This is a genomic window from Arthrobacter sp. NPDC058288 (assembly GCF_042880995.1).
GTDB lineage: Bacteria > Actinomycetota > Actinomycetes > Actinomycetales > Micrococcaceae > Arthrobacter.
The window spans coordinates 1,665,810-1,687,006 of record NZ_JBHVYH010000001.1; the positions used below are offsets into that span (position 1 = coordinate 1,665,810).

The 21,197-nt window shown below is 66.5% G+C and carries 19 protein-coding genes; 8 read left to right on the forward strand and 11 right to left on the reverse strand.

Annotated elements, in window-relative coordinates:
- The first annotated feature begins 53 nt into the window (after positions 1-53).
- Positions 54-638 (forward strand): hypothetical protein, encoded by a 585-nt coding sequence (locus ACFVWT_RS07950; protein WP_390246748.1) that lies wholly within the window; start codon positions 54-56, stop codon positions 636-638.
- An 18-nt stretch (positions 639-656) separates the two neighbouring features.
- Here ACFVWT_RS07950 and ribA read toward each other — a convergent pair whose 3' ends face one another.
- Positions 657-2,495 carry a GTP cyclohydrolase II RibA gene (ribA, locus tag ACFVWT_RS07955; protein ID WP_390246750.1) on the reverse strand — a complete coding sequence of 613 codons (1,839 nt, stop codon included), beginning with the start codon at positions 2,493-2,495 and terminating at the stop codon, positions 657-659.
- Between the two features lie 128 nt (positions 2,496-2,623).
- The gene (locus ACFVWT_RS07960; RefSeq protein WP_390246752.1) at positions 2,624-3,331 is read right to left on the reverse strand and encodes a FadR/GntR family transcriptional regulator; all 708 of its coding nucleotides are present in this window, start codon (positions 3,329-3,331) and stop codon (positions 2,624-2,626) included.
- A gap of 135 nt (positions 3,332-3,466) precedes the next feature.
- Between ACFVWT_RS07960 and ACFVWT_RS07965 the strand changes: the two genes are divergently transcribed.
- The 3 genes from ACFVWT_RS07965 to ACFVWT_RS07975 are packed head-to-tail and all read left to right on the forward strand — an operon-like array spanning position 3,467 to position 7,706.
- On the forward strand, positions 3,467-4,870 hold the full coding sequence (locus tag ACFVWT_RS07965; protein WP_390246754.1) for an SLC13 family permease: 1,404 nt from the start codon (positions 3,467-3,469) through the stop codon (positions 4,868-4,870).
- 53 nt (positions 4,871-4,923) lie between these two features.
- Entirely contained in the window at positions 4,924-6,171 is a 1,248-nt protein-coding gene (locus ACFVWT_RS07970) for a CaiB/BaiF CoA transferase family protein (RefSeq protein ID WP_390246756.1), read from the forward strand.
- 2 nt (positions 6,172-6,173) lie between these two features.
- Positions 6,174-7,706, forward strand: coding sequence for a carboxyl transferase domain-containing protein (locus ACFVWT_RS07975; RefSeq protein WP_390246758.1), 1,533 nt, complete (start codon positions 6,174-6,176; stop codon positions 7,704-7,706).
- 34 nt (positions 7,707-7,740) lie between these two features.
- On the opposite strand, the gene ACFVWT_RS07980 is transcribed toward ACFVWT_RS07975, so the two are convergent.
- Complete coding sequence (locus ACFVWT_RS07980) at positions 7,741-8,883, reverse strand: alanine racemase (protein ID WP_390246760.1); 1,143 nt, start codon at positions 8,881-8,883, stop codon at positions 7,741-7,743.
- A 53-nt stretch (positions 8,884-8,936) separates the two neighbouring features.
- Between ACFVWT_RS07980 and ACFVWT_RS07985 the strand changes: the two genes are divergently transcribed.
- From ACFVWT_RS07985 to ACFVWT_RS08000, 4 genes are all read left to right on the forward strand, one after another.
- On the forward strand, positions 8,937-9,824 hold the full coding sequence (locus ACFVWT_RS07985) for a LysR family transcriptional regulator (RefSeq protein WP_390246762.1): 888 nt from the start codon (positions 8,937-8,939) through the stop codon (positions 9,822-9,824).
- A 116-nt stretch (positions 9,825-9,940) separates the two neighbouring features.
- Complete coding sequence (locus ACFVWT_RS07990) at positions 9,941-11,038, forward strand: tartrate dehydrogenase (RefSeq protein ID WP_390246764.1); 1,098 nt, start codon at positions 9,941-9,943, stop codon at positions 11,036-11,038.
- Positions 11,039-11,180: 142 nt separating this feature from the next.
- On the forward strand, positions 11,181-12,653 hold the full coding sequence (gene dctA, locus ACFVWT_RS07995) for a C4-dicarboxylate transporter DctA (protein ID WP_390246766.1): 1,473 nt from the start codon (positions 11,181-11,183) through the stop codon (positions 12,651-12,653).
- Between the two features lies 1 nt (position 12,654).
- Complete coding sequence (locus tag ACFVWT_RS08000) at positions 12,655-13,809, forward strand: glycerate kinase (protein WP_390246768.1); 1,155 nt, start codon at positions 12,655-12,657, stop codon at positions 13,807-13,809.
- A gap of 14 nt (positions 13,810-13,823) precedes the next feature.
- Here the strand turns inward: ACFVWT_RS08000 and ACFVWT_RS08005 are convergent, their stop codons facing one another.
- The 8 genes from ACFVWT_RS08005 to ACFVWT_RS08040 all read right to left on the reverse strand — a co-directional run bounded on the left by ACFVWT_RS08005 (position 13,824) and on the right by ACFVWT_RS08040 (position 21,137).
- Complete coding sequence (locus ACFVWT_RS08005; protein WP_390247131.1) at positions 13,824-14,792, reverse strand: D-2-hydroxyacid dehydrogenase family protein; 969 nt, start codon at positions 14,790-14,792, stop codon at positions 13,824-13,826.
- Positions 14,793-14,912: 120 nt separating this feature from the next.
- Positions 14,913-15,293, reverse strand: a complete 381-nt coding sequence (locus tag ACFVWT_RS08010) for a VOC family protein (RefSeq protein WP_390246770.1) — start codon at positions 15,291-15,293, stop codon at positions 14,913-14,915.
- Positions 15,294-15,569: 276 nt separating this feature from the next.
- Entirely contained in the window at positions 15,570-17,396 is a 1,827-nt protein-coding gene (gene ggt, locus ACFVWT_RS08015) for a gamma-glutamyltransferase (protein WP_390246772.1), read from the reverse strand.
- 95 nt (positions 17,397-17,491) lie between these two features.
- Positions 17,492-18,760 (reverse strand): MFS transporter, encoded by a 1,269-nt coding sequence (locus tag ACFVWT_RS08020; protein ID WP_390247133.1) that lies wholly within the window; start codon positions 18,758-18,760, stop codon positions 17,492-17,494.
- A gap of 112 nt (positions 18,761-18,872) precedes the next feature.
- Positions 18,873-19,337 carry a GatB/YqeY domain-containing protein gene (locus tag ACFVWT_RS08025; protein WP_390246774.1) on the reverse strand — a complete coding sequence of 155 codons (465 nt, stop codon included), beginning with the start codon at positions 19,335-19,337 and terminating at the stop codon, positions 18,873-18,875.
- 52 nt (positions 19,338-19,389) lie between these two features.
- Positions 19,390-20,328 carry a 5'-3' exonuclease H3TH domain-containing protein gene (locus ACFVWT_RS08030; RefSeq protein ID WP_390246776.1) on the reverse strand — a complete coding sequence of 313 codons (939 nt, stop codon included), beginning with the start codon at positions 20,326-20,328 and terminating at the stop codon, positions 19,390-19,392.
- A gap of 58 nt (positions 20,329-20,386) precedes the next feature.
- Positions 20,387-20,791 (reverse strand): GNAT family N-acetyltransferase, encoded by a 405-nt coding sequence (locus ACFVWT_RS08035; RefSeq protein WP_390247135.1) that lies wholly within the window; start codon positions 20,789-20,791, stop codon positions 20,387-20,389.
- 142 nt (positions 20,792-20,933) lie between these two features.
- Positions 20,934-21,137: a hypothetical protein gene (locus tag ACFVWT_RS08040; RefSeq protein WP_390246778.1), complete on the reverse strand. Its 204-nt coding sequence runs from the start codon at positions 21,135-21,137 to the stop codon at positions 20,934-20,936.
- Between the last annotated feature and the right edge of the window lie 60 nt (positions 21,138-21,197).

Below are 21,197 nucleotides of genomic sequence, written 5' to 3' on the forward strand. Positions count from 1 at the left end.
GGCGGATAATGGCATTCACAGCCACCTGTTAGCGCGGTCAGGAGGGGCCCGGAATGTACCCGGTTGCACGTATCACAGTGGAGGCGCCGGTGGTCAGCGTCGGTTCCGGCCCCTCCGACTACGAGGGACTCGGCCGCTATGTCCGCGCCCTGCGCCGGCCGCGGGGACTGCACATGACCCTGCTCCACCTCGGAGTGCTCGATGACTTCTGCCAGGACGTCTCGGAGTGGACCAGGGGTATCACCAGCGCGTCGGCCGCCGCCCGCAGCACGGTTGCCTGGCTGCACGGCCTGCCTGTGCTGGAAGGTTTTTCCTGCAGCACCGAACGGCTGATCGTGCTGGGCGGCGGCAGTGTGTCATGTCTTGAAGTCGACGTCCCGGAGCGGGTCCACGACTACCAGATTTCACTCGTCCAGGCCCTCCATGACCTGCTGGACGGGCTGCTGGTGGACAACGTCGATGACTTCATCCTCAGCTCCCGCGCCCTCGGCTTCCGGTCTCCGCACTGGACACCGCATGTTGCCGTCGGCAGCCCGAGGGCGCGCAGCGGCAGGTCGTGGGAAGTCGAACCGCTGGCGCTCCAGTTCGGCGAGTCACGGATCAGGAACCGTCAACTGCTCCCCGTCGTGGGGCAGTAGCGCGGCGACCTTCAATCGCTAGAACGACGGAACAGTAATCCCGAGGCCCAGCAGGCCGCGGCCCGCCTGCTCCAGGATAGGGTCCAGGGTCAACGTCGGATGGTTGAGCAGAACGTCGACGTCGCGCTGGATCCGCTGGAGCGGATTTGAAAGTCGGTGCGCGCTTCCGCCCGATCCCGCCATGATGACGCGGACCGCTTCGGCAGACGCCGTCCCGCTGAGGCCGAGCGAGAGGCGGAAGGCTGCCCGCTCGTGGTCGGTCATGGTTGTGGGCCGTCGCTGATAGGAGGCAGTGACCACCCGGATCGCTTCCTCCCAGTGCAGGCGGGCCGTGGCGACGAGCCCGTAGGCCCGCGAGTACCGCGCCTGGGCAAGGGGGGAATCCGCCTGACGGGCCTCCCGTGTGTTCTTGACTTTGCGCACCAGGATGCGCTCGCGGAAAAGTTCGACGGCGTGCTCGGCGGCTCCCAGCGCGGTGGCCGGCGCCACCAGGTTCAGGAGGGTGGCCATGGGCGTGTGGATGATCGGGTCCTGATGGATCAGGCTGCCCGGATTGTCCGCCGCACCCAGGAGGGCCCAGCCAATCGCCCGGTGTTCCGGTACAAACAGCGCCTCTGCCCGGAGGTCGTTGCTTCCGGTTCCCCTGAGGCCGGCGGTGTGCCACGTGTCCAGCAGCTCGAGGTCGGAGACCGGCACCAGGCACTGCAGCCGGACGTCATCATGTTGCACGGCCAGGAGGGCCCATTCCGAATGCATGACTCCCGAGGCGAAGGTCCAGCGGCCCGAGATGGAATACCCTCCGGGAACCTTGACTGCCGCCCCCACAGGGGCACCGGTGGCAGCGGCCAAAGGAGCCGGTCCGCTGGCGAAGACCTCGTCCTGGACCTTCCCGGGCCACCGGGCGAGCATCCAGACGTGTTCGATGAGGTGTCCCACGGTCCACGCCGTGGAGGGGCAGCCCCGCGCGAGCCGGCGCACAACCTCAACGTACGTCTCCGCTCCCAGGCCGAAGCCCCCGACTGCCGTTGGGGAGAGGACCTGGAAGACGCCCGCCTCCTTCAGGTCCGCCATCGTGGATTCCGGAAGGTGGCGGATCCGCTCCGTTTCCCCAGCGCGCTCCCGCAGGCGGGGAATCAGCGCATCAACACGGGCCAGCATTTCGTCGTGGCTGGCAACGGCTGGCTGCGGGAGGTCGAGGGTGTGCGCGGTGTGGTCCCGTTTAGCGGCCAGATACGCGTGATTGGCCGGTGAAAGGTGGACCCCGGTGGGTACCTGCTCAGTAACGCCGATGCCCAGGGCGGTGAGCTGGGCGGCTTTGTCAGGGTTGTTGGTGAGCAGGCGGACGGTGGTTGCGCCGACGGCGCCAAGCATTTGGGCAGCAGCCGTGTAGTCGCGCTCGTCCTCGCCGTGGCCCAGGGCCAGATTCGCCTCGTACGTGTCCAGTCCGGTGTCCTGCAGGGCGTAGGCGTCCAGCTTTGAGTACAGGCCGATGCCCCGGCCTTCCTGGCGGAGGTACAGGAGGAAGCCGCCGGCAGCTGAGATTTCTTCCACCGCTTCGCGCAGCTGCGGACCGCAGTCGCACCGCTCGCTGCCGAATACGTCACCGGTCAGGCATTCGCTGTGCAGCCGGACCAGCGGCGCCGAATATGCCGAAGACGGTTCCGGGAGCATCCGCCCCCAGTCGCCCAGGGCGAGCAGCAGGTGTTCCTGCCCGTCGGCCAGCCCGTGAAAAGTCAGCACCTCGGCGGTGGCCGTAAAGCCGTCAGGGAAGCGCAGCGGAACGGTGACCGTGCTGCGAACGGTAGCGGCGGGCAGTGCCGGGAAAGGCGGCGTGAGGGTCTCGGACACAACGGTCATCTGGGGCCTCAGCATTCGATAAGGGAGCACATTACTTGAAGATTGAAGTTAACCGTACAGTCGGTTAGTTGAACCTGCAAGTGTTGCGCACTGGTCGAATTCAGCCCCCCTCTTGCCTCAGGGTCGGTTCAGGAATTCTTCAGCAGGGCAACGTCGGAGACGAGCTCTATATGCTCCAGCATTGCCGCGGCCGCCGCGGCCGCGTCCTGGGCCCTGATGGCCTCGGCGATCTTCCGGTGGGACGCGAGCGACTGCTCCGGGCGGCCCGGCTGACCAAGCGACTCAAGTCGCGTTTCCAGGACCATTCCGGCGATGAATGTCATCAACTGGGCCAGCACTGCGGAGTGTGCTGCGGCGGTCACGGCCTGATGGAACAGTTCGTCGCCGTGCGCACCCCGGCCTCCTGAGGCAACCTCTTCGGCCATTGCATCGAGCGCCTTGTCGATGGCTTTCATGTCCCCGGCGCTGCGCCGGGCGGCAGCAAGCTCGGCGAGCTTGACCTCGAGGGTGCTCCGCGCCTCAACGATCTCCGGCAGCCGGCTACGGTGCTCGCGCAGCCCCTTGATAACGGACGGGACATTGGGGCGGTAGACCAGCACCGCCCCGGTGCCGTGCTGGACATCGATCACACCGAGCACCTCCAGTGCCACCAGGGCCTGGGCCAGGGTGGCGCGCGAGACTCCCAGCCGCTCAGCGAGCTCACGCTCTGCGGGCAAGGTATCTCCGGGGCCCAGCTGGGCGGCCTCAATGAAGTCCATGAGCTGCTCGACGAGCTGCTCATAGAGGCGGGGCCTGGAGACCCGAGAAATCTGTTGCGTTGCTGCTTTCTTTGGCACGGCGCGTCCTTCCGGCGATGTCCTGCCCCTAGCCTACCGAAGAACTATTGACAAAGTCACCTAGTGTCTAGGAGGCTAGGCCAGTGAGCCAGTAATCCAGCTCACACATCCACCCCTTGATCCGGAGGAACAACGATGTCCGCTCCCGTCCTTTCCATCATCATCCTGGCGGTGATGTTCCTGCTGGCCACGGTGCTGCCCCTCAACATGGGCGCCCTGGCTTTTGTGGGCGCATTCCTGCTGGGGTCGGTCGTCCTCGGAATGTCTACCAATGACATCCTTGCCAACTTCCCCGGCGGTCTATTCCTGACCATCGTCGGCGTCACCTATCTCTTCGCCATCGCGCAGAACAACGGCACTATTGATCTCTTGGTCCGGGCCGCCGTGCGGCTCGTTGGCAACAAAGTGGCGCTCATCCCCTGGGTCATGTTCGCCATCACCGCGCTGATCACCGCCGTTGGTGCGCTGTCTCCGGCCGCCGTCGCCATCATCGCTCCGATCGCACTGAGCTTTGCCGCAAAACACAAGATCAATCCGCTCATGATGGGCATGATGGTCATCCACGGGGCCCAGGCAGGCGGATTCTCCCCCATCGCCGTGTACGGCGTGACGGTCAACGGCATCATCGCCAAGACCGACCTGGAAGCCAGCCCCATGGCCATCTTCCTGGCCAGCTTCTTCTTCAACCTTGCCATTGCAGTGGTGCTGTCCCTCGTCCTCGGCGGCGGCAACAAGTTCCGCTCCACGAAGGCAGGCAGGGTGGTCGAACAGGCCGCCGAAACTCGGATGTCCGTCAGTGTCGGCGCCCGCGCAGCTGGTGTCACCCTCCAGGGCTCCGGCTCGGACATCTCCCCCGCCGGCGTTTCGGCCAAGGGCACCTCGAGCGGCTCCGGCACGCCCGCAGCAGGCGACGCTGCGGCCCCCGCGAACGGAGCCCGCGCCAACGTGCCGCAACTCGTCACGATCCTGGGGCTGATCGCCCTCGCTGTCATCTCGCTCGGCTTCAAGGTCGACGTCGGCTTCGTCTCCATCACCATCGCGATCGTCCTGGCCCTGGTGTCCCCCGCCGCCCAGAAGGGCGCTGTGAACAAGATCAGTTGGTCCACCGTCCTGCTCATCTGCGGCATGCTCACCTTCGTGGGCGTCCTCGAGGAAGCCGGCACCATCAAATTCGTATCCGACGGCGTTGCCCATCTCGGCATGCCGCTGCTGGCAGCCCTGCTCATCTGCTACATCGGCGGCATCGTTTCAGCCTTCGCCTCCTCCACCGCCATCCTGGCGGCCCTCATTCCGCTGGCTGTTCCGTTCCTGGCCACCGGCGAAATCGGCGCAGTGGGCGTCATCGCCGCCCTCGCCGTCGCCTCCACGATCGTTGATGTCTCCCCCTTCTCCACCAATGGCGCCCTGGTGCTGGCCAATGCCCCCGAAGACGTGGACAAGGACAGGTTCTACAAGCAGATCCTTGCCTACAGCGGCATCGTCGTCGTCGCCGGACCGGCCATCGCCTGGCTGGTCATGGTGGTCCCGGGCTGGTTGTAGGCCGGCACGCAACAGCAGCAACCCAGGTATCCAGAAGCAAGAGAAGGAACACCATGAAGAGCACTGAATCCACTCCCCAGGCAGGGGGTCCCCTGTCGGGCTACCTCGTGGTGGACCTGAGCCGCGCCCTGGCCGGCCCGCACGCAGGCATGATGCTTGCCGACCTCGGCGCCCGGGTCATCAAGGTGGAGAACCCCGGCACGGGGGACGACACCCGTGGCTGGGGCCCGCCCTTCGTCGGCCCGGAGGACGATCCGCAGGCGACCTATTTCCTGTCCTGCAACCGGAACAAGGAATCCATCGCCCTGGACCTGAAGGACGACGACGGGCGGACAGTCCTGCGCGAACTGCTGGAACGCGCCGACGTGGTCATCGAGAACTTCCGGCCCGGCGTCCTGGACCGGCTGGGCTTCTCCGCCGCGGAAATGCACGCATTGAACCCGGCACTGGTGATCCTGTCGATCACGGGCTTCGGACACGACGGGCCGGAATCCCGGCGCAGCGGCTATGACCAGATCCTGCAGGGCGAAGCCGGCCTGATGTCCCTGACCGGTTCCGGGCCGGACGACCCGCAGCGGGTGGGCGTCCCCATCGCCGACCTCCTGTCCGGCATGTACGGGGCCTTCGGCACCCTCGCAGCCCTGCTGCAGCGTGAGCGCACGGGGCAGGGCCAGATCGTCCGCACCTCGCTGCTTGCCGCGCTCATCGGGGTGCACGCGTTCCAGGGCACCAGGGCCACGGTGGCCGGCGAGGTCCCGAAGGCGCAGGGCAACCACCACCCCTCCATCGCCCCGTACGGACTGTTCCACTGCCGGCAGGGACGGGTCCAGATCAGCGTGGGCAGCGAAAAACTGTGGAACACGTTCGCCGCCACGTTCGGAATCGACGCAGCGCGTCCCGAATTCGCCAGCAACGCGGACCGGGTGCGCAACCGCGAGAAAGTCATCGAAGAGGTGGAGCAGGCATTCTCCGATTACGAGGCGGAGGAGCTCCTCGCAAAACTCAACGACGCCGGAATCCCGGCCGGCAGGGTCCGCACCCTGGACGAGGTGTACGCCTGGGAGCAGGTGCATTCGCAGGGCCTGGTGATCGACGTCGACCACAAAATCCTGGGCACCGTCAGCCTGCCCGGTCCGCCGCTGCGGTTCTTCAGCCCCGCCGACACCGCAGAAACGACCCTCACCACGCACACCGCACCCCCGCTGCTGGACCAGGACGGGGAGCAGATCCGGCAGTGGCTTGGACTGCAGCCTGCCGGTACAAAAAGCACTGCCGCCGGCACGGAGCAGAAAGGGCGCTGAACATGCTGACTGAACAGAAAGCCAGGCACCTGGACGCCGCCGGACTCATCACCACCGTGCTGGATCCCGGCTCCTACCGAAGCTGGGACGCCCCGGTGGTTGACCCCGATCCCGGTCCGGAATACCGCCAGGAACTGGCAGACGCCCGCGCAAAGACCGGCGTGGATGAATCCGTCCTCACCGGCGAAGGGTTCATCCGCGGCCGGCGCGTAGCCGTCATCGTCAGCGAATTCCGCTTCCTCGCCGGTTCCATCGGCCAGGCAGCCGCGGAACGCATCGTCACCGCCGTCGAACGGGCGACGCGTGAGGGCCTGCCGCTCCTGGCCGGTCCCGCGTCGGGCGGCACCCGCATGCAGGAAGGAACCATCGCTTTCCTGTCCATGGTCAAAATCAGTGCCGCCGTCCGCGCCCACCGCCAGGCCGGCCTGCCCTACCTCGTGTACCTGCGGCACCCGACCACCGGAGGCGTTATGGCGTCCTGGGGATCCCTGGGCCACATCACTGTGGCCGAGCCCGGGGCCCTCCTCGGCTTCCTCGGGCCGCGGGTCTACGAGGCCCTCCACGGCACGCCGTTTCCAGAGAACGTGCAGGTGGCGGAAAACCTTTTCGACAAGGGCCTCATTGACGCCGTGGTCCCGCCCTCGCAACTGTCCGACGTCGTGGACCGTGCCCTCGGCATTTTGGTCACCGGCCCGCACGGCCGGATTGAGCCGCCGAAGACCCTTTCGGTCAAACCGTCCGGAGCCGGCGCCTGGGAATCGATCGAAATCTCCCGGAACCCGCGGCGGCCGGACCTGCGCCAACTGCTCGGCTACGGCGCGCGCGATGTGCTGCCGCTCAACGGCACCGGGCAGGGGGAAAAGGACCCCGGACTGCAACTTGCCCTGGCCCGCTTCGGCCAGGAGTCCTGCGTGGTCATCGGCCATACCCGGCCCAGGCCCTCGCAGCAGACCGCGATGGGACCGGCGTCGCTCCGTGAGGCCCGTCGCGGCATGCGGCTGGCCGAGGAGCTCGGTTTGCCGCTGCTAACGGTCATCGACACCGGCGGCGCGGCGCTGTCAAAGGAGGCCGAGGAAGGCGGCCTGGCCGGCGAGATTGCCCGGTCCCTGCATGACATGATCGGGCTGAACTCTCCCACCGTCTCAGTCCTGCTGGGCCAGGGTGCGGGCGGTGGGGCGCTGGCCCTTCTGCCTGCAGACCGCATCATTGCCGCCCAGCATGCGTGGCTGTCGCCTCTTCCGCCCGAGGGTGCCAGCGCCATCGTCCACCGCAGCACCGACTTCGCACCGGCCATGTCCGAAGCACAGGGCGTCAACGTTGGCGCCCTGCACGCCAACGGGCTGGTGGAGCACATCGTGGACGAACGCGGGGACTCAGGACACGGCGATGCAGCCCTTGAAGCAAGGGCGTTCTGCCGGCGCCTGGGACAGGCCATCGAATACGAACTCGCCACGTTGTCCTCCGTCGCGATCAACGCGCTTCTCCCGCGTCGACTGGCAAAGTACCGGAACCTGGGCGGCCTTTTCGCCGGGTGATCCCCGGCGGATTACTCCGGTGCCGCGGTTTGCTTCACGACGCTGGCGCCGCCAGCGAAGACCGGTGGAAATCCGTGTGCCACAGCTCGAGGTCCCGTCCGTTTCCGTCGGTGACGACGTATTCGGGCCAGCGGTCGAACGCGGAGCAGGGGTGGGAGATGCCGAAGTCCACCAGGTCTGTGACGTCCAGGCCGGTCACGCCGGTGAGGACTGCGTGGTGGTCGTAGAGGTTGCGCACCACAGCGGTTGCCCCGTCCCTCGGGGCACCGTCAGCGGTGTGGGCAGCCAGGACCACCGGCAGCCCGGCGTCGTAAGGCAGGTCCCGCTTGCCGGCGCCGACGACGGCGAGCCCTTCTTCGGGGATCGAGAGCACGACGGCGCGGACGGTCAGCGCCGGGGTCAGGCCGGGCACAAGGCTGACATCGGCGTAGGTGCCGTGATCGTGGGTGACGTAGCAACCCGACCGCAGGACCCGCCGGGTTCCGGGCACCTGGCCGGGTTCCGGCAGGAACTCGACCACACGGTCCGGAAATGCCGATCCGCCCATGGAGTAGACGGGGGCGGCCGTCTCAAAAAACGGTGCAACTTCCAAGTAGACATCCCGCACCAGCCGGCAGTGCCGGTCGACGGCGGCGATCGTGTCGGCCGCCCTGGTGTTGGGCGCGACACCTTCGTAGCCAGCGACACCAACCAGCTTGAGGCCGGGTGCGTCGCGGACCAGGCGGGCCAGGCGGACAGCTTCCTGAAGCGCGCGGACTCCGGTGCGCCCGCCAGGGGTTCCGACGTCGAGCATCACCTCAAGGGTGGCGCCCCCTTCGGGGATGAACACCTGCGCCGCGGCGTTGATACCCGCTTCAGAGTCCACGAAGCAGCGGATTTCCCGCCCGGCGTCCTCCTCCAGCCAGGTCCGGATGCGTGCCAGGCCGTGCCGGTCGACGACTTCGTTGGCGATGAGGACGTGCTGGTGACCCCAGCCCAGCGCGGCGGCCACCTGGTCCACGGTGGCAACCGTGACGCCGACTGCCCCGGCCGCCACTTGGCGGCTGATGATCGGAGCGGACATGGTGGTCTTGACGTGCGGTGAAAGATCGACCCGGCGTTCCCGGCACCAGGACGCCATGACGCGGATATTGTTCTCGAGGGCATCGGCATTGAGCCGGAGCTGCGGATACGGCATGGTCGATTGTCACGGGCGTAGGCTGTCAGGACCAAATTCGCGAAGGGGCCGGAGTGGACACACGAAAGCTGAAGTATTTTCTGGCCGTTGTTGACCATGGCGGTTTCAACCGCGCAGCAGAGCACTTGTTGATCGCCCAGCCGTCCCTCTCCCAGACCATTGCCGGCCTGGAGAAGGACCTCGGCGTGCCGCTCTTCCACCGCATCGGACGCAGGGCGGTGCTCAGCGAGGCCGGCCGGGAACTGGTTGGACCGGCGCGCCTGGTGATGCGGGACCTTGATGCCGCGCAGTCCGCCGTGCAGTCACTGCAGGGTCTGCGCAGCGGGCGGCTGGACATCATCACCATGCCCTCGCCCGGGATCGAGCCGCTGACTTCGATGATCGCCGGATTCACCCGGCTGCACCCCTCGGTCCGGCTCAACGTCGGTGCCGCGTTCACACCCGAGGAAGTCATCGAATCCGTCCGCAGCGGCAGCACGGAAATCGGCTTGGCCGGTGCCTCGACGCCCATCCGGGTACCGGGGGTTCAGGTCCTGGAGCTGGAGCGCCAGCCGCTGATCCTGATCGTGAACCCGCAGGCCGACACCTTCAGCCCGGGAACGGCGATCCAGCGGGAGGACCTCGGCGGGCACCGCCTGATCGCGAGCCAGCGCGGGTCATTGATGCGGTGGCTGGTGGACGACGCACTGGCACGTGGCGTGAATGCGGAGATCGTCGTCGAGGTCGCCCACCGGACCTCAATCCTGCCGCTGGTGCTCGCCGGGGTGGGGCATGCGGTGATGCCGTCCTCCTGGGCGCCGACCGCGCACAAGGCCGGGCTGCGCACCCTGCTCATCGAACCCGTGTCCCACCTCGACGTGGCAATCCTGAGCCGGAAGGAAGACCTGACACCGGCCGCCAGGGCATTCCTGAAGGTCGCGGAGTTGCACGCCGATCAATAGGCTGAGCCTATTTGCCGTATCGAATCTTGGTCTTGGACGCCCCATGTGCCCAGGCCTTCTACTTGAAGAGGAAGGCAGTGTGACGCTGCTAACAGACTCAACGAGGAGGTAGGCCCATGAGCGCCACCCAGAAATTCAGCATCGCTTCGATCCCCGCAGACGGTGTCGGCAAGGAAGTAGTCTCCGCCGGCCGCCGCGTCCTGGACGCTCTGGCAGAGAACTCCAACGGCAAATTCGCCTTCGAGTGGACCGAGTTCCCCTGGGGCTGCGGCTACTACGAAAAGACCGGCCAGATGATGGACCCCAAGGGCCTGGAAGCCCTCAAGGACTTCGACGCCATCTACTTCGGGGCCGTCGGCTGGGAAAACGTTCCGGACCACATCAGCCTCTGGGGCCTGCGCCTGAACATCACGCAGAACTTCGACCAGTGGGCCAACATCCGCCCGGTCAAGTTCCTTCCGGGCATCCAGTCCCCGCTCCGCAAGGCCGACACCACCGAGCTGGACTGGATCGTTGTCCGCGAGAACAGCGAGGGCGAATACGCCGGCCTCGGCGGACGCAACCTGAGCGGCCGGGGTCCCGGCAACGAGGTGGCCCTGCAGACCGCCCTCTTCACCGAAAAAGGCTGTGAGCGCATCATGCGCTTCGCTTTCGACCTCGCCCGGACCCGCACGGTGAAGAAGGTCTCTTCCGTCACCAAGTCCAACGCCCAGCAGTACGGCATGGTCCTCTGGGACGAAACCTTCCAGCGCGTCGCCCTGGACTACCCGGACGTGGCCACCGAAAGCGTCCTCGTCGATGCGATGAGCGCCAAGTTCATCCTGCACCCCGAGGACCTCTCCGTCGTCGTCGCCTCCAACCTGAATGCAGACATCCTCTCGGACCTCGGCTCGGCGCTCGCGGGCAGCCTGGGGCTGGCGGCCAGCGCGAACCTCAACCCGGAGCGGCGCTTCCCGTCCATGTTCGAACCGGTCCACGGCTCGGCCCCGGACATCGCCGGCAAGGGCGTCAGCAATCCCATCGGCGCAATTGCAAGCGCCGCCCTGATGCTGGACCACTTCGGCCTGCATGAAGAGGCCCGGCTCGTCGAGGCAGCAATCGAGCAGGCCACCGGCGCCGGCCACCTGACCCGCGACGTCGGCGGCGACGCCAACACCGACGACGTCACCGAAGCAATCATCAAGGCCCTCACCCGCACGCTGGCCGCCGTCTAGCCAGAAGCGGGACCAGCCGGGGCCGGCCCCTGCAGTCCGACACACCCCGGAGTGGACGGCGGCCAATACCGCCGCCGTTCATTCCGGCACGCCCCCAACCATCAAGCACCCTCCAGCCACATTCCACAACGAGGTAGGAATCATGGAACACATCACCCAGGCCGGCGCTGCGGCTCCAGCCACAAAGCAATCGGCTAAGAAACCGGCACCCAGGACACGGTGGTACAAGCAGCTGTACTTCTGGGTACTGACAGCCATCCTCATCGGCATTCTCGTCGGCTGGCTCGCGCCGACCGTCGGCATCGCCATGGAACCCATCGGCACCACCTTCGTGAACTCGATGAAGATGCTCATCGGCCCGATCGTGTTCCTGACCATCGTCGGCGGCATCGCCAGCGTCGCGGACCTCAAGAAAGTCGGCATGACAGGGCTGAAGGCCCTCACGTACTTCCAGGTCGGCACCATCTTCGCGATGATCTTCGGCCTGGTCGCCATCAACATCTTCCGGCTCGGCGACGGCGTCAACGCGGACGCCAGCAGCATCAAGACCTCGGACTCCGCAGCCAAACTCATCGACGCCGGCGCACACCAGGAATGGTGGCAGTTCCTCACCCACATCATTCCCAACAGCATCATCGGGCCCTTCGTTGAAGGCGACATCCTCCAGATCATCTTCATCGCCGTCGTCTTCGGCATCGCCCTGAACGCCATGGGCAAGGTCGGCGCCCCGGTCCTGGACGGCGTGCAGCGCCTGACCGGGGTCATGTTCAAGATCCTGGGCTTCATCATGAAAGCCGCCCCGATCGGAGCCTTCGGTGCGATGGCCTACGCCGTGGGCAAGTACGGCGTCTCCTCCCTGACCAGCATGGGCGGCCTGATCGCCCTCTTCTATGTCACGTCCATCCTCTTCGTAGTCGTGATCCTGGGATCCGTCATGGCCTTCCTGAAGCTGAACATCTTCACGATGATCCGCCACCTCAAAGAGGAATACATGCTCATCCTGGGCACCTCCACCGCCGAACCGGCCCTCCCGGGACTGATGCGCAAGCTCGAGCACGCCGGCGTCAAGAAGGAAACGGTCGGGCTGGTTGTCCCCACCGGCTACAGCTTCAACCTCGACGGCGCCGCGATCTACCTCTCCCTCGCCGCCCTCTACATCGCCCAGGCCACCAACACCGACCTGACCATCGGCCAGCAGCTCGGGCTCCTTGCAGTCATGCTGCTCACCTCCAAGGGCGCAGCAGGCGTGGCCGGCGGCGGCTTCATCGCCCTGACCGCCACCCTGACCACCATCGGCACCATCCCGGCGGCCGGCATCATGCTCATCTTCGGCATCGACAAGTTCATGTCCGAATGCCGGGCCCTGGTGAACTTCACCGGCAACGCCGTCGCCACCCTCTTCATCGCCTGGTGGGACCGTACCCTGGATGCGGACCGCGCCCGCCGGGTCTTCGCCGGCGAAACCGTCGAGCCCATGCCCGCCGAGCACCCCATCCACCCCGATGACGTCGCCGGCCTCGACGACGACCTCACCGAATACGGCCACCATGCGCCCAGGCACACTGGCGACGTGAACGCTGCCGACCGCCGTCCCGCCTACTCGGAATCCATCTGACATGACCAACGCAACCGCCCCGAAGACCGTGCGAACGCTTATCGCTCCCGACAAGTTCAAAGGCAGCCTCACTGCCGGCGAGGTGGCCGACGCCCTGGCGGCCGGGCTACGTGCCTCGGGCGGGGCGGGGGTTGGGACGGTCCATTGCGAACTGCTCCCGCTGGCTGACGGAGGTGACGGCAGCGTCGACGCCGCCGTCGCCTCCGGCTTCACCCGGCACCAGTACACGGTGGCCGGGCCCACCGGCCAACACGTTCCGGCAAGCATCGCGTTCGACGGCGTCACCGCCGTCGTCGAGGTTGCCAACACCTGCGGCCTCGGGCTCCTGCCCGACGGCAGGCTGGAGCCGCTGGATGCTTCCAGCAGGGGCTTCGGCGAAGCAATCCTGTTTGCCCTCAGCCTGAACCCGGCCCGAATCGTGCTGGCCCTGGGCGGCAGCGCCAGCACCGACGGGGGCATGGGAATGCTCACTGCCCTCGGATTCAGCTTCCGTGACGCGGAGGGCCGGCTGCTTTACGGCAGCGGCCGGGCGCTGGACCGCATCCATTCCGTCCACCGGACCGCACTCCCCGAACTGGCGGACACCGAGCTCATCGTCGCCAGCGATGTCCACAATCCGTTGCTCGGCGCCCAGGGTGCGCCGGCAGTCTTTGGCCCCCAGAAGGGTGCCGGACCTGACGACGTCGCTTTGCTCGACAAGGGCCTGGCGCACTTCGTCCGCACGATGGCCGACGCCGGATTCGAGGACGCCGCGTCCCGGGCCACGCATGAAGGGGCCGGAAGTGCCGGAGGAATCGGCTACGCCTGCCTGCTGCTGGGAGCCAAACAGGTGTCCGGGGCGGACTACTTCCTGGATCTGCTGGACTTCAACTCCCGCAAGGAGCACTGCGACGTTGTCATCACCGGCGAAGGAAGCATCGACGAACAGACCCTGGCCGGGAAGCTGCCCGCCGCCGTCGCCCGCCGTTCCGGACCCCGGCCGATCATCGCTGTCGCCGGGCGTTCGCTCCTCCCGCCGGAGCGGTGGCCGGAAATGGCCCTGGCCCGGGTCTACACGCTGGCCGACTACACCGACCAGGACTCTTCGAAGGACCCCGGGCTTTCGGCCGCGTTGCTCCGCCGGATCGGCCAGGACATCGGCGCGGCCCTCCTGTAGCGGCCGGGTGCGGCTCAGTTGTCAGCGCGAGCAGCCGTCAGCAGCCGGATCGGAGTTCCATGGAGCCAGGCCTGCACGTCCTCAAAAGCACCACCGTAGAACTCCCGGTAGCTTTGCTCCGTGACATATCCCATGTGCGGTGTCAGGACTGTCCGCGGCGCCGACAGCAGACGGTGGCCCGCCGGCAGCGGTTCCACGTCGTAAACATCCAGGGCGGCTCCGCCGATCCATCCTTCGTGCAGTCCCCGGATGAGGGACTCTTCATCGACCAGGGGTCCGCGGGAGGTATTGACCAGCACACCACGCGGCCCCAGGAGGCGGAGCTCCTCTTCGCCCACAACGCCCCGGGAGCGTTCCGAGAGCCGCACATGCACCGAGACAACGTCCGAATCGCGGAAGAGCGCCTCTTTGCTGACCTTCCCGACGCCGGCCTGCGCGGCGGCCTCGCCGGTGAGGTTGGGACTCCACGCGATGACGTCCATGCCGAACGCCTGACCGTACGCGGCGACCCGACGGCCGATTTTGCCCAGGCCCAGCACTCCCAGGGTCTTACCGGCGAGCTCAAAGCCAACGGTGGACTGCCAGCAGCCGTCCCTCAGGCTCCGGTCCTCGAACGGAATGCTGCGTGCAAGCGCCAGCAGCAGTCCCCACGTCAGTTCCGGTGCCGCCGTCGGGGAGCCGCCGGTCCCGCACACCACGACGCCCCGCTCCTCCGCCGCCCGAAGATCAATCGACTGGTTTGCCATCCCGGTGGTCACCAGCAGTTTCAGGTCAGGCAGTTGCGCCAGGCGCTCGCGCCCGAAGGCGGTCCGTTCCCGCATCGCGACGATGATGTCGAAGCCACGCAGGCCCGCCACTGCGCTGGCGTCGCCCCCAAACGGCTCCGCGAAGACAGTGACCTCGACGCCGTCGGCCGCAAGCCGTTCCCAAGGTGCGTAATCCCTGGCGACAGACTGGTAATCGTCCAAAATGGCGAGGCGCATGGAGGAATCCTTCGGCGTAGGCAGCGTGCGGGTCACTGCTGTCAGGCTACCGCCATCGGGCCGCCAGGAGCGCACATGCGGGTGGCCCCCGCCTCAGGATGCCGGGGGCCACCCGTCCGGTTATGCGCGCTGGAAGATGTTGAGGATGTTGCCCTCCGTATCCAGGAACCACGCGGCTTTGCCGACTGCATTGGTGGCAATGCCGTGCTCTGTCTTCAGGCCGGGAAAGTCGTACTCCTCGAAGGTGGCGCCGCGGCCGCGCAGTTCTTCGACCTCGGCTTCGATGTTGTCCGTCATCCAGCCCATCTGGGTGTTTTTTGCGGTGCCCGCGTTGTCGGTCTGGTAGAGCAGGAATGTTGTTCCGTTGCCGCAGCGGTACATCACATTTTCGTCATCCATGACCTCCGGGTCGTCCAGCCCCACAACGTCCCGATAGAAGTCACGTGCCCTCGCGATGTCCTTGGCAGGGAGGACCGCTGCGATTTCACGTTCCTTGAGCATGTCGAATTCTCCTGGTTTGAAGCGATCGAGATGCCGGCCCCGAAGGCGGCGCCTGCGAGGGCGGCTATGCCGGCTCCCGCCGGCTCCCGGCTGTTTTGAGGGGCCGGGACGGTGCCTGGGAGGCCTTCGTCGCGGTCGTAGCTAATGGCCGTCCCCGGGGGTCTCCCCAGCGTTCATACCGCCATTATGGCCGCAGTTCGCCTTCCCGGAAATAGCAAAAAAATAGAGGCCGACGGCGGGAGTCACTGCCGCCGTCGGCCTCCATTTGCGAACGCATCACGGCGACGGTTTAACCACCATCGCCGAGCCGCCGCCGCGCCGCACGGGCTCGGCCGCAGCAACCATGCGGCCGTCGGGGCCGAACTCAATGGCTGTCGCCGCACCGATTTCCGCCGCCGAGGTAAAGGCGTCCCCGGCGGGTACCAGCTTGTGGCCGAGCGCGGTCAGATCCGCACCATAGGCGTCGATAAATGCGGGCTCAGCCGTGACATTGGCCGTGTTGCGCTGCGCTGCCCGCGGCGCCGCGATCGCGTCCGAGATGTCCATGCCCAAGTCCACCCGGTTGAGGATGGTCTGGAGCACAGTGGTGATGATGGTCGATCCGCCGGGCGAACCGAGGGCCAGGAACGGATCCCCGTCTTTCAGGATGATCGTGGGCGACATCGAGGAACGCGGGCGCTTCCCCGGCTGGATCCGGTTCGGGTCCTCCTCCTTGTAGACGGTGGAGAAGTCGGTCAGCTCGTTGTTGAGCAGGAACCCGCGGCCTGGAACCACGATTCCGGAGCCGCCGGTCTGCTCGATGGTGAGCGTGTACTCCACCACGTTGCCCCACTTGTCCGCAACCGTCATGTTCGTGGTGGAGATATTCTCAGTGTCCTTCTCGTCGGCGGGCGCAGCAGCGGCGGCCGGGCACACGCCGTCATAGGACGCGATGTCTCCCGGCGCGACGGGCTTGGTGGCCGCCTCCGCCGGATTGATCTGGCATGCACGCTCCTTGCCAAACAATGGATCGGTCAGTTCCCCGGTGGGGACGTCCACAAACGCCGGGTCGCCCACGTACTTGCCGCGGTCCGCAAAGGCCAGCGCGCTCGCCTCAAGGTAGTGATGCAGCGCAGAAGGCTTCGACATCGCAGAAAGGTTGGACGGATCCAGGATATTCAGCGCTTCGCCCACGGTGGTGCCGCCGCTGCTCGACGGGGCCATGCCGTACACGTCCAGACCCCGGTACTCCACGTGCGTGGGATCCTGGTCCAGCGCCTCGTAGGCTGCCAGGTCTTCGGTCTCCAGGAAGCCGACCGGAACAGGTAGCGCCGTGGTGGCCGTCTTCGGCGGGGCCTTCACCGCGGAGACGATCTCCTCCGCGAGCGGGCCGCCGTAGAAGGCGTCGGTTCCCTTTTTCGCGAGGAGGCGATAGGTGGCGGCCAGGTCATGGTTCTGGAAAATGCTGCCGACGGCGGGTGCGTCACCGCCGGGGAGGAACAAGTTGCTGGTGGATGTGAAGGCTGCAAAGCGGTCTTTGTTGTCGAGAGTCTGCTGGCGGAACGTCTTGTCCACCACAAATCCGCGGGTTGCCACCTTAATAGCGGGCTTCAGGGCGTCACCAAGGTCCAGAGTTCCCCAGCGCTCGAGCGCACGCTCCCAGGTGGCCGGCGTGCCCGGGACGCCGACTGAGACGCCACTCGTGACGAGCTCGGGCGTGAAGTTGTAGGGCTTGCCTGTCGCCGGGTCGATGAAAGCATCCTTGGGCATCGCTGCCGGGGCGGTCTCGCGGCCGTCGATGGTACCCACCTTTCCAGTCTTCGCGTCGTAGAAGACAAAGTAGCCGCCACCGCCGATCCCGGCACTGTACGGCTCGGTCACCCCCAGGGTCGCGGCTGCGGCCACAGCGGCGTCCGCCGCGTTGCCGCCCTTCCGCAGCACCTCGATCGCCGCCGCGGAGGCCTCCGGGTCAACGGTGCTGACAGCGCCGCCATAGCCTGTGGCGGTCGCGTTCTTTTCAGTTTCCCGCGGATCGGCAAAAGCGGGGCTCGTGACCGCCCCGCTCGTCACGCTCATTGCCAGGGCCGCCGTGAGGGCGGCAATTCGACGTCTCACCTTAGGCATGGTTACTCCCGAGTCATGGTGGTGCGAGTTGGGTGAAGGTCACGTTACCCCCGCCCGGAGTGACACTCAACACTGAATGTTTTGGGTCCGCGCGGCTACGACGGTGAGGACTCCGGAGTGCCGGCGGGGACGTTGGCAAGGTCGGCCGGGGGTCCCTGGCGGCGGCTCGCTAACAGGAAGGGCACCGACACCAGCTGGATCACGCCGCCGATCGCCAGCGAGGCCGCGTAGCCGTAGGCATCGGCTGCCCGGCCGAGCAGAGGCTGCACCACCACGCCACCGCTTGAGCCGATGAGCGAGTCGAAGCTCAGCACGGTTGCCCGCTGTTTCGAGGCGATCATGTCGTTGAGGTAGGCCTGCCGTACGGGGACGCCCGCGGCGTCCACCACCGCCCAGAGTGTCAGCAGGGCGAGCGCCGCCCAGAACATCCGGGTGAACCCGAGCACCACCAAAATCACTGCGGCAAGCCCGACGCTGATGATCAACACGGTGGTGCGCTTTCGCACCAGGCGCCGGATCCGGGGCGCCAGCCAGCCGCCGAGCACCTCGGCCCCGGCCACCACTGCCGCCGCCAGCCCCGCCACGGAGTAGGCCCGTGGGTCGCCGAAGAGCTCCAGCAGGTAGGGCTGCAAGGCATAGAAAACGTAGATCCCGACTCCGGCGCTGAACGGTGCGGCCAGCATCACGTATCGCACGGGCGGGTTCTTCAAACCGTTCTCGATCGAGGCGGCAAGGACGGTACGGACCGCCCGCACGGGGTGGGCCGATCGCTCCGGCGTGAAACCGACGTCGTGCATCAGCCTGAAGGCCACCACGAACATGGCCAGGAGCACCCCCGCCCGGATCAGGAACGGCACACCGAGGTTGGTGGCCTGGGCAATGACGCCGCCAGCCACAGAACCGACAAGCATCGCAACACCCGAAACCATCACACCGCGTCCCAGTACCGCCTCCAGGCCGCCCTCGTAGCCCGAGAAACGCAACGCGTCCACCAGCCAGGCTTCCACTGCCCCCGAGAAAAAGGTGAAGCCCAGACCGAGCAGGACCGACACCAGTGCCCACCACCAGAAGGGGGCGGAGAGCTGCCAGAGCAGGTAGTAGAAGTAGGTGGATACGGCCAGGGTGACCGTGCCGAGCAGGAACGAAACGCGGCGCCCCCAGCCGTCGGCAACCACTCCGGTGGGCACCTCGAACAGCACCATGCCTGCCGTGAAGAAGGCGTTGGCGGCGAAGGCCTCCAGGTTGCTGAGCCCGGCGTCCAGCAGGAAAAGTGTGTTGATACCCCAGATGAAGGATGCCGCAACGGTATTGCCCAGCGTCAACGTGAGATAGATGCGCTGGATCCTTCGGGCGCCGGCGCTCATCGCGTTGACGTCCCCGCCGGGGCGAGGTAGGAGCACGAGCCCATTCTCGTCGCGTTAGCCCTCGTGCACCAGAGCTAAGGCGCTGCGATCCGGGCAGGCTCCCCCGGCCGCGCTAAGCGAGGCGGGTTCGGACGATCTCGCTGACGGTCTTGCCGTCAAAGCGCCCAGCGACCTTGGCCGTGACCGGCTTCATCACGGCGCCCATCTGGCGCATGGATGGCTCCTGGCCGTCGGCCTTCAGGCCGGCGATCACCTCGTCGACAATGGCCTCGACCTCATCCCGTGTCAGGGCTTTGGGCAGGTAGGCCTCAATGACCTCGGCTTCGGCGATTTCCGCCGCGGCGCGGTCGGCTTCGCCGGCTTCGGTGTAGATCTTCGCTGTGTCGCGGCGTTTGGCCGCCTCCTTCTGGAGCAGCCCGGTTACCTGGGCGTCGTCCAGTTCGATCGGGGTCTTGCCCGACTTCTCGCGTGTTTCGATCTCGCCGAGGACGTTGCGCACCGTGGTGAGCGCCACCTTGTTCCGGTCCTTCATGTGGATTACGACGTCGCCATGGAGGCGTTCTTTGAGCGTGGTCATGGTGTTCTCGTTTCGTTGGCTTTGATTCAATTGTCCCCGGTCGCCGCGTTCTTTAGTCCCGTCGGTCGAGCGCTTCGAGGAGCCGCCTGACCGAACCTCCGAGGTTCCATTCGGAGGCAAGACGCTCCAGTTCCGCGCGCGAATCGCCGATTATAGGGTGCAGCTGCGCGCCCGCCTCCTCGAGGGTCGGCAGCCCGAGGTCGCGAACGACGTTCACGACCTCGGGTGCCACTGTGAGGTAGTCCGTTGCCGCTTCGAGCTTGGCCCGTACTGGCGCGGACAGCCCGCTCTGCGAATCCGCAGCCGCCTCAAGCAGCGTCGCGAGCGTGCCGTACTCCCCGAGAAGCGACGCGGCGGTCTTCTCGCCGATCCCGGCAACACCCGGCAGCCCGTCGGAGGAATCACCGCGGAGGATCGCATAGTCCGCATACTGTTCGGGCAGCACGCGGTACTTGCCGACGATGACGGCGTCGGTGACGACCTCGAGGTTCCTCATGCCGCGCGCGGTGTAAATCACCCGCACGTCACGGTCGTCGCTGACCACTTGGAAGAGATCGCGGTCTCCCGTGACCACGTCCACCGGAAGGCCGGCCTGGCTGGCATAGGTGCCGACGACGTCGTCGGCCTCATGCTCAGCAGCCCCCACAACGGCGATGCCGGCGAGCTCGAGCACGCGGCGGATCATCGGGATCTGCGCATCCAGGGCGTCAGGCACCACCTCCACGTCGGGGCCACCGGCCACCACCTCCGCGACCCGGTGCGACTTGTAGCTCGGGATCAGGTCCACCCGCCACTGCGGACGCCAGTCGTCGTCCCAACAAGCTATGAGATGCGTCGCTTCGTAATCGGTGGTGAGCCGCGCGATGATGTCGAGCAGGCCGCGTACGGCGTTCACCGGTGTGCCATCGGCGCGGCGGATCGTGTCGGGCACCCCGTAGAAGGCGCGGAAGTACAGCGAGGCGGTGTCGAGCAGCATCAGGCGGTGGGGCATACCTGATCCTGACACGGATAGGCGCCGTTGAGAATCCGGTTGGCGCCCAGGCTGCTCTTCAGAACTCCCGGTAGTAATACAGCATCGGCTCCGTGCCGTTCGGTTCGGTGTTGGTGAACCCTCGGGCCTCATAGAACCGGCGGGCGTCTGTATCCTCGCCGTCGACGTTGATTTCGAGCAGTCCGCCGCCCCGGCCCCGTATCAGCTCGCATGACGCGGCGAGCAGGGCGCTGCCCAGGCGCCGGCCCCGCCGGCCTGGACGAACGTAGAGCTCGTCCAGGATCGCGACCGGCCCCGGGTACCAGACATTCAGCCGGAAACTCACCACCGCAAGTCCGCTTGGCGGCTCGCCGACAAGCAGCACCACCACGTCCTCCCCTCCCAACAAGCGGGAGAGCCGCGATTCCAACTCGTCGATGCCCGGGCTGGGCGTTCCGAACTCGGTGTTGAAATCGTGGAGCATGTGGGCCACAGCCGCAGCATCGGCCGGAGTTGCCCGGCGTGGCACCTCGAGGTTGGCTGAGTCATCAGAAGTCACGGCTTCATCATGCACGGCACCCCGGCAGGCGTCCACACCGGCCTATCCGCCCGGCTTTCGCAGCTAGCTAGCCGGCCGGCGTCACGACGTCCTCCAGCATTGACCGGTCGAAAAAGCGGACCTCGCCCGTCGCCTCGAAGAACACCGGAACCACCGAGGTGCTTGCGTCCCTGGACGTTTCGTAAATTTCCGGCGCACCGCCATGCTTCCGGGCAATTGTTCCCACCATTTCCGTACCGCGAACCCGGACGGTTCGGTATTTGTAGCTCATGTTGACTCCTTCGTCGACTATGGCAAACCCTACTCCCTGCACCTGTTTCCAAGGACGGGA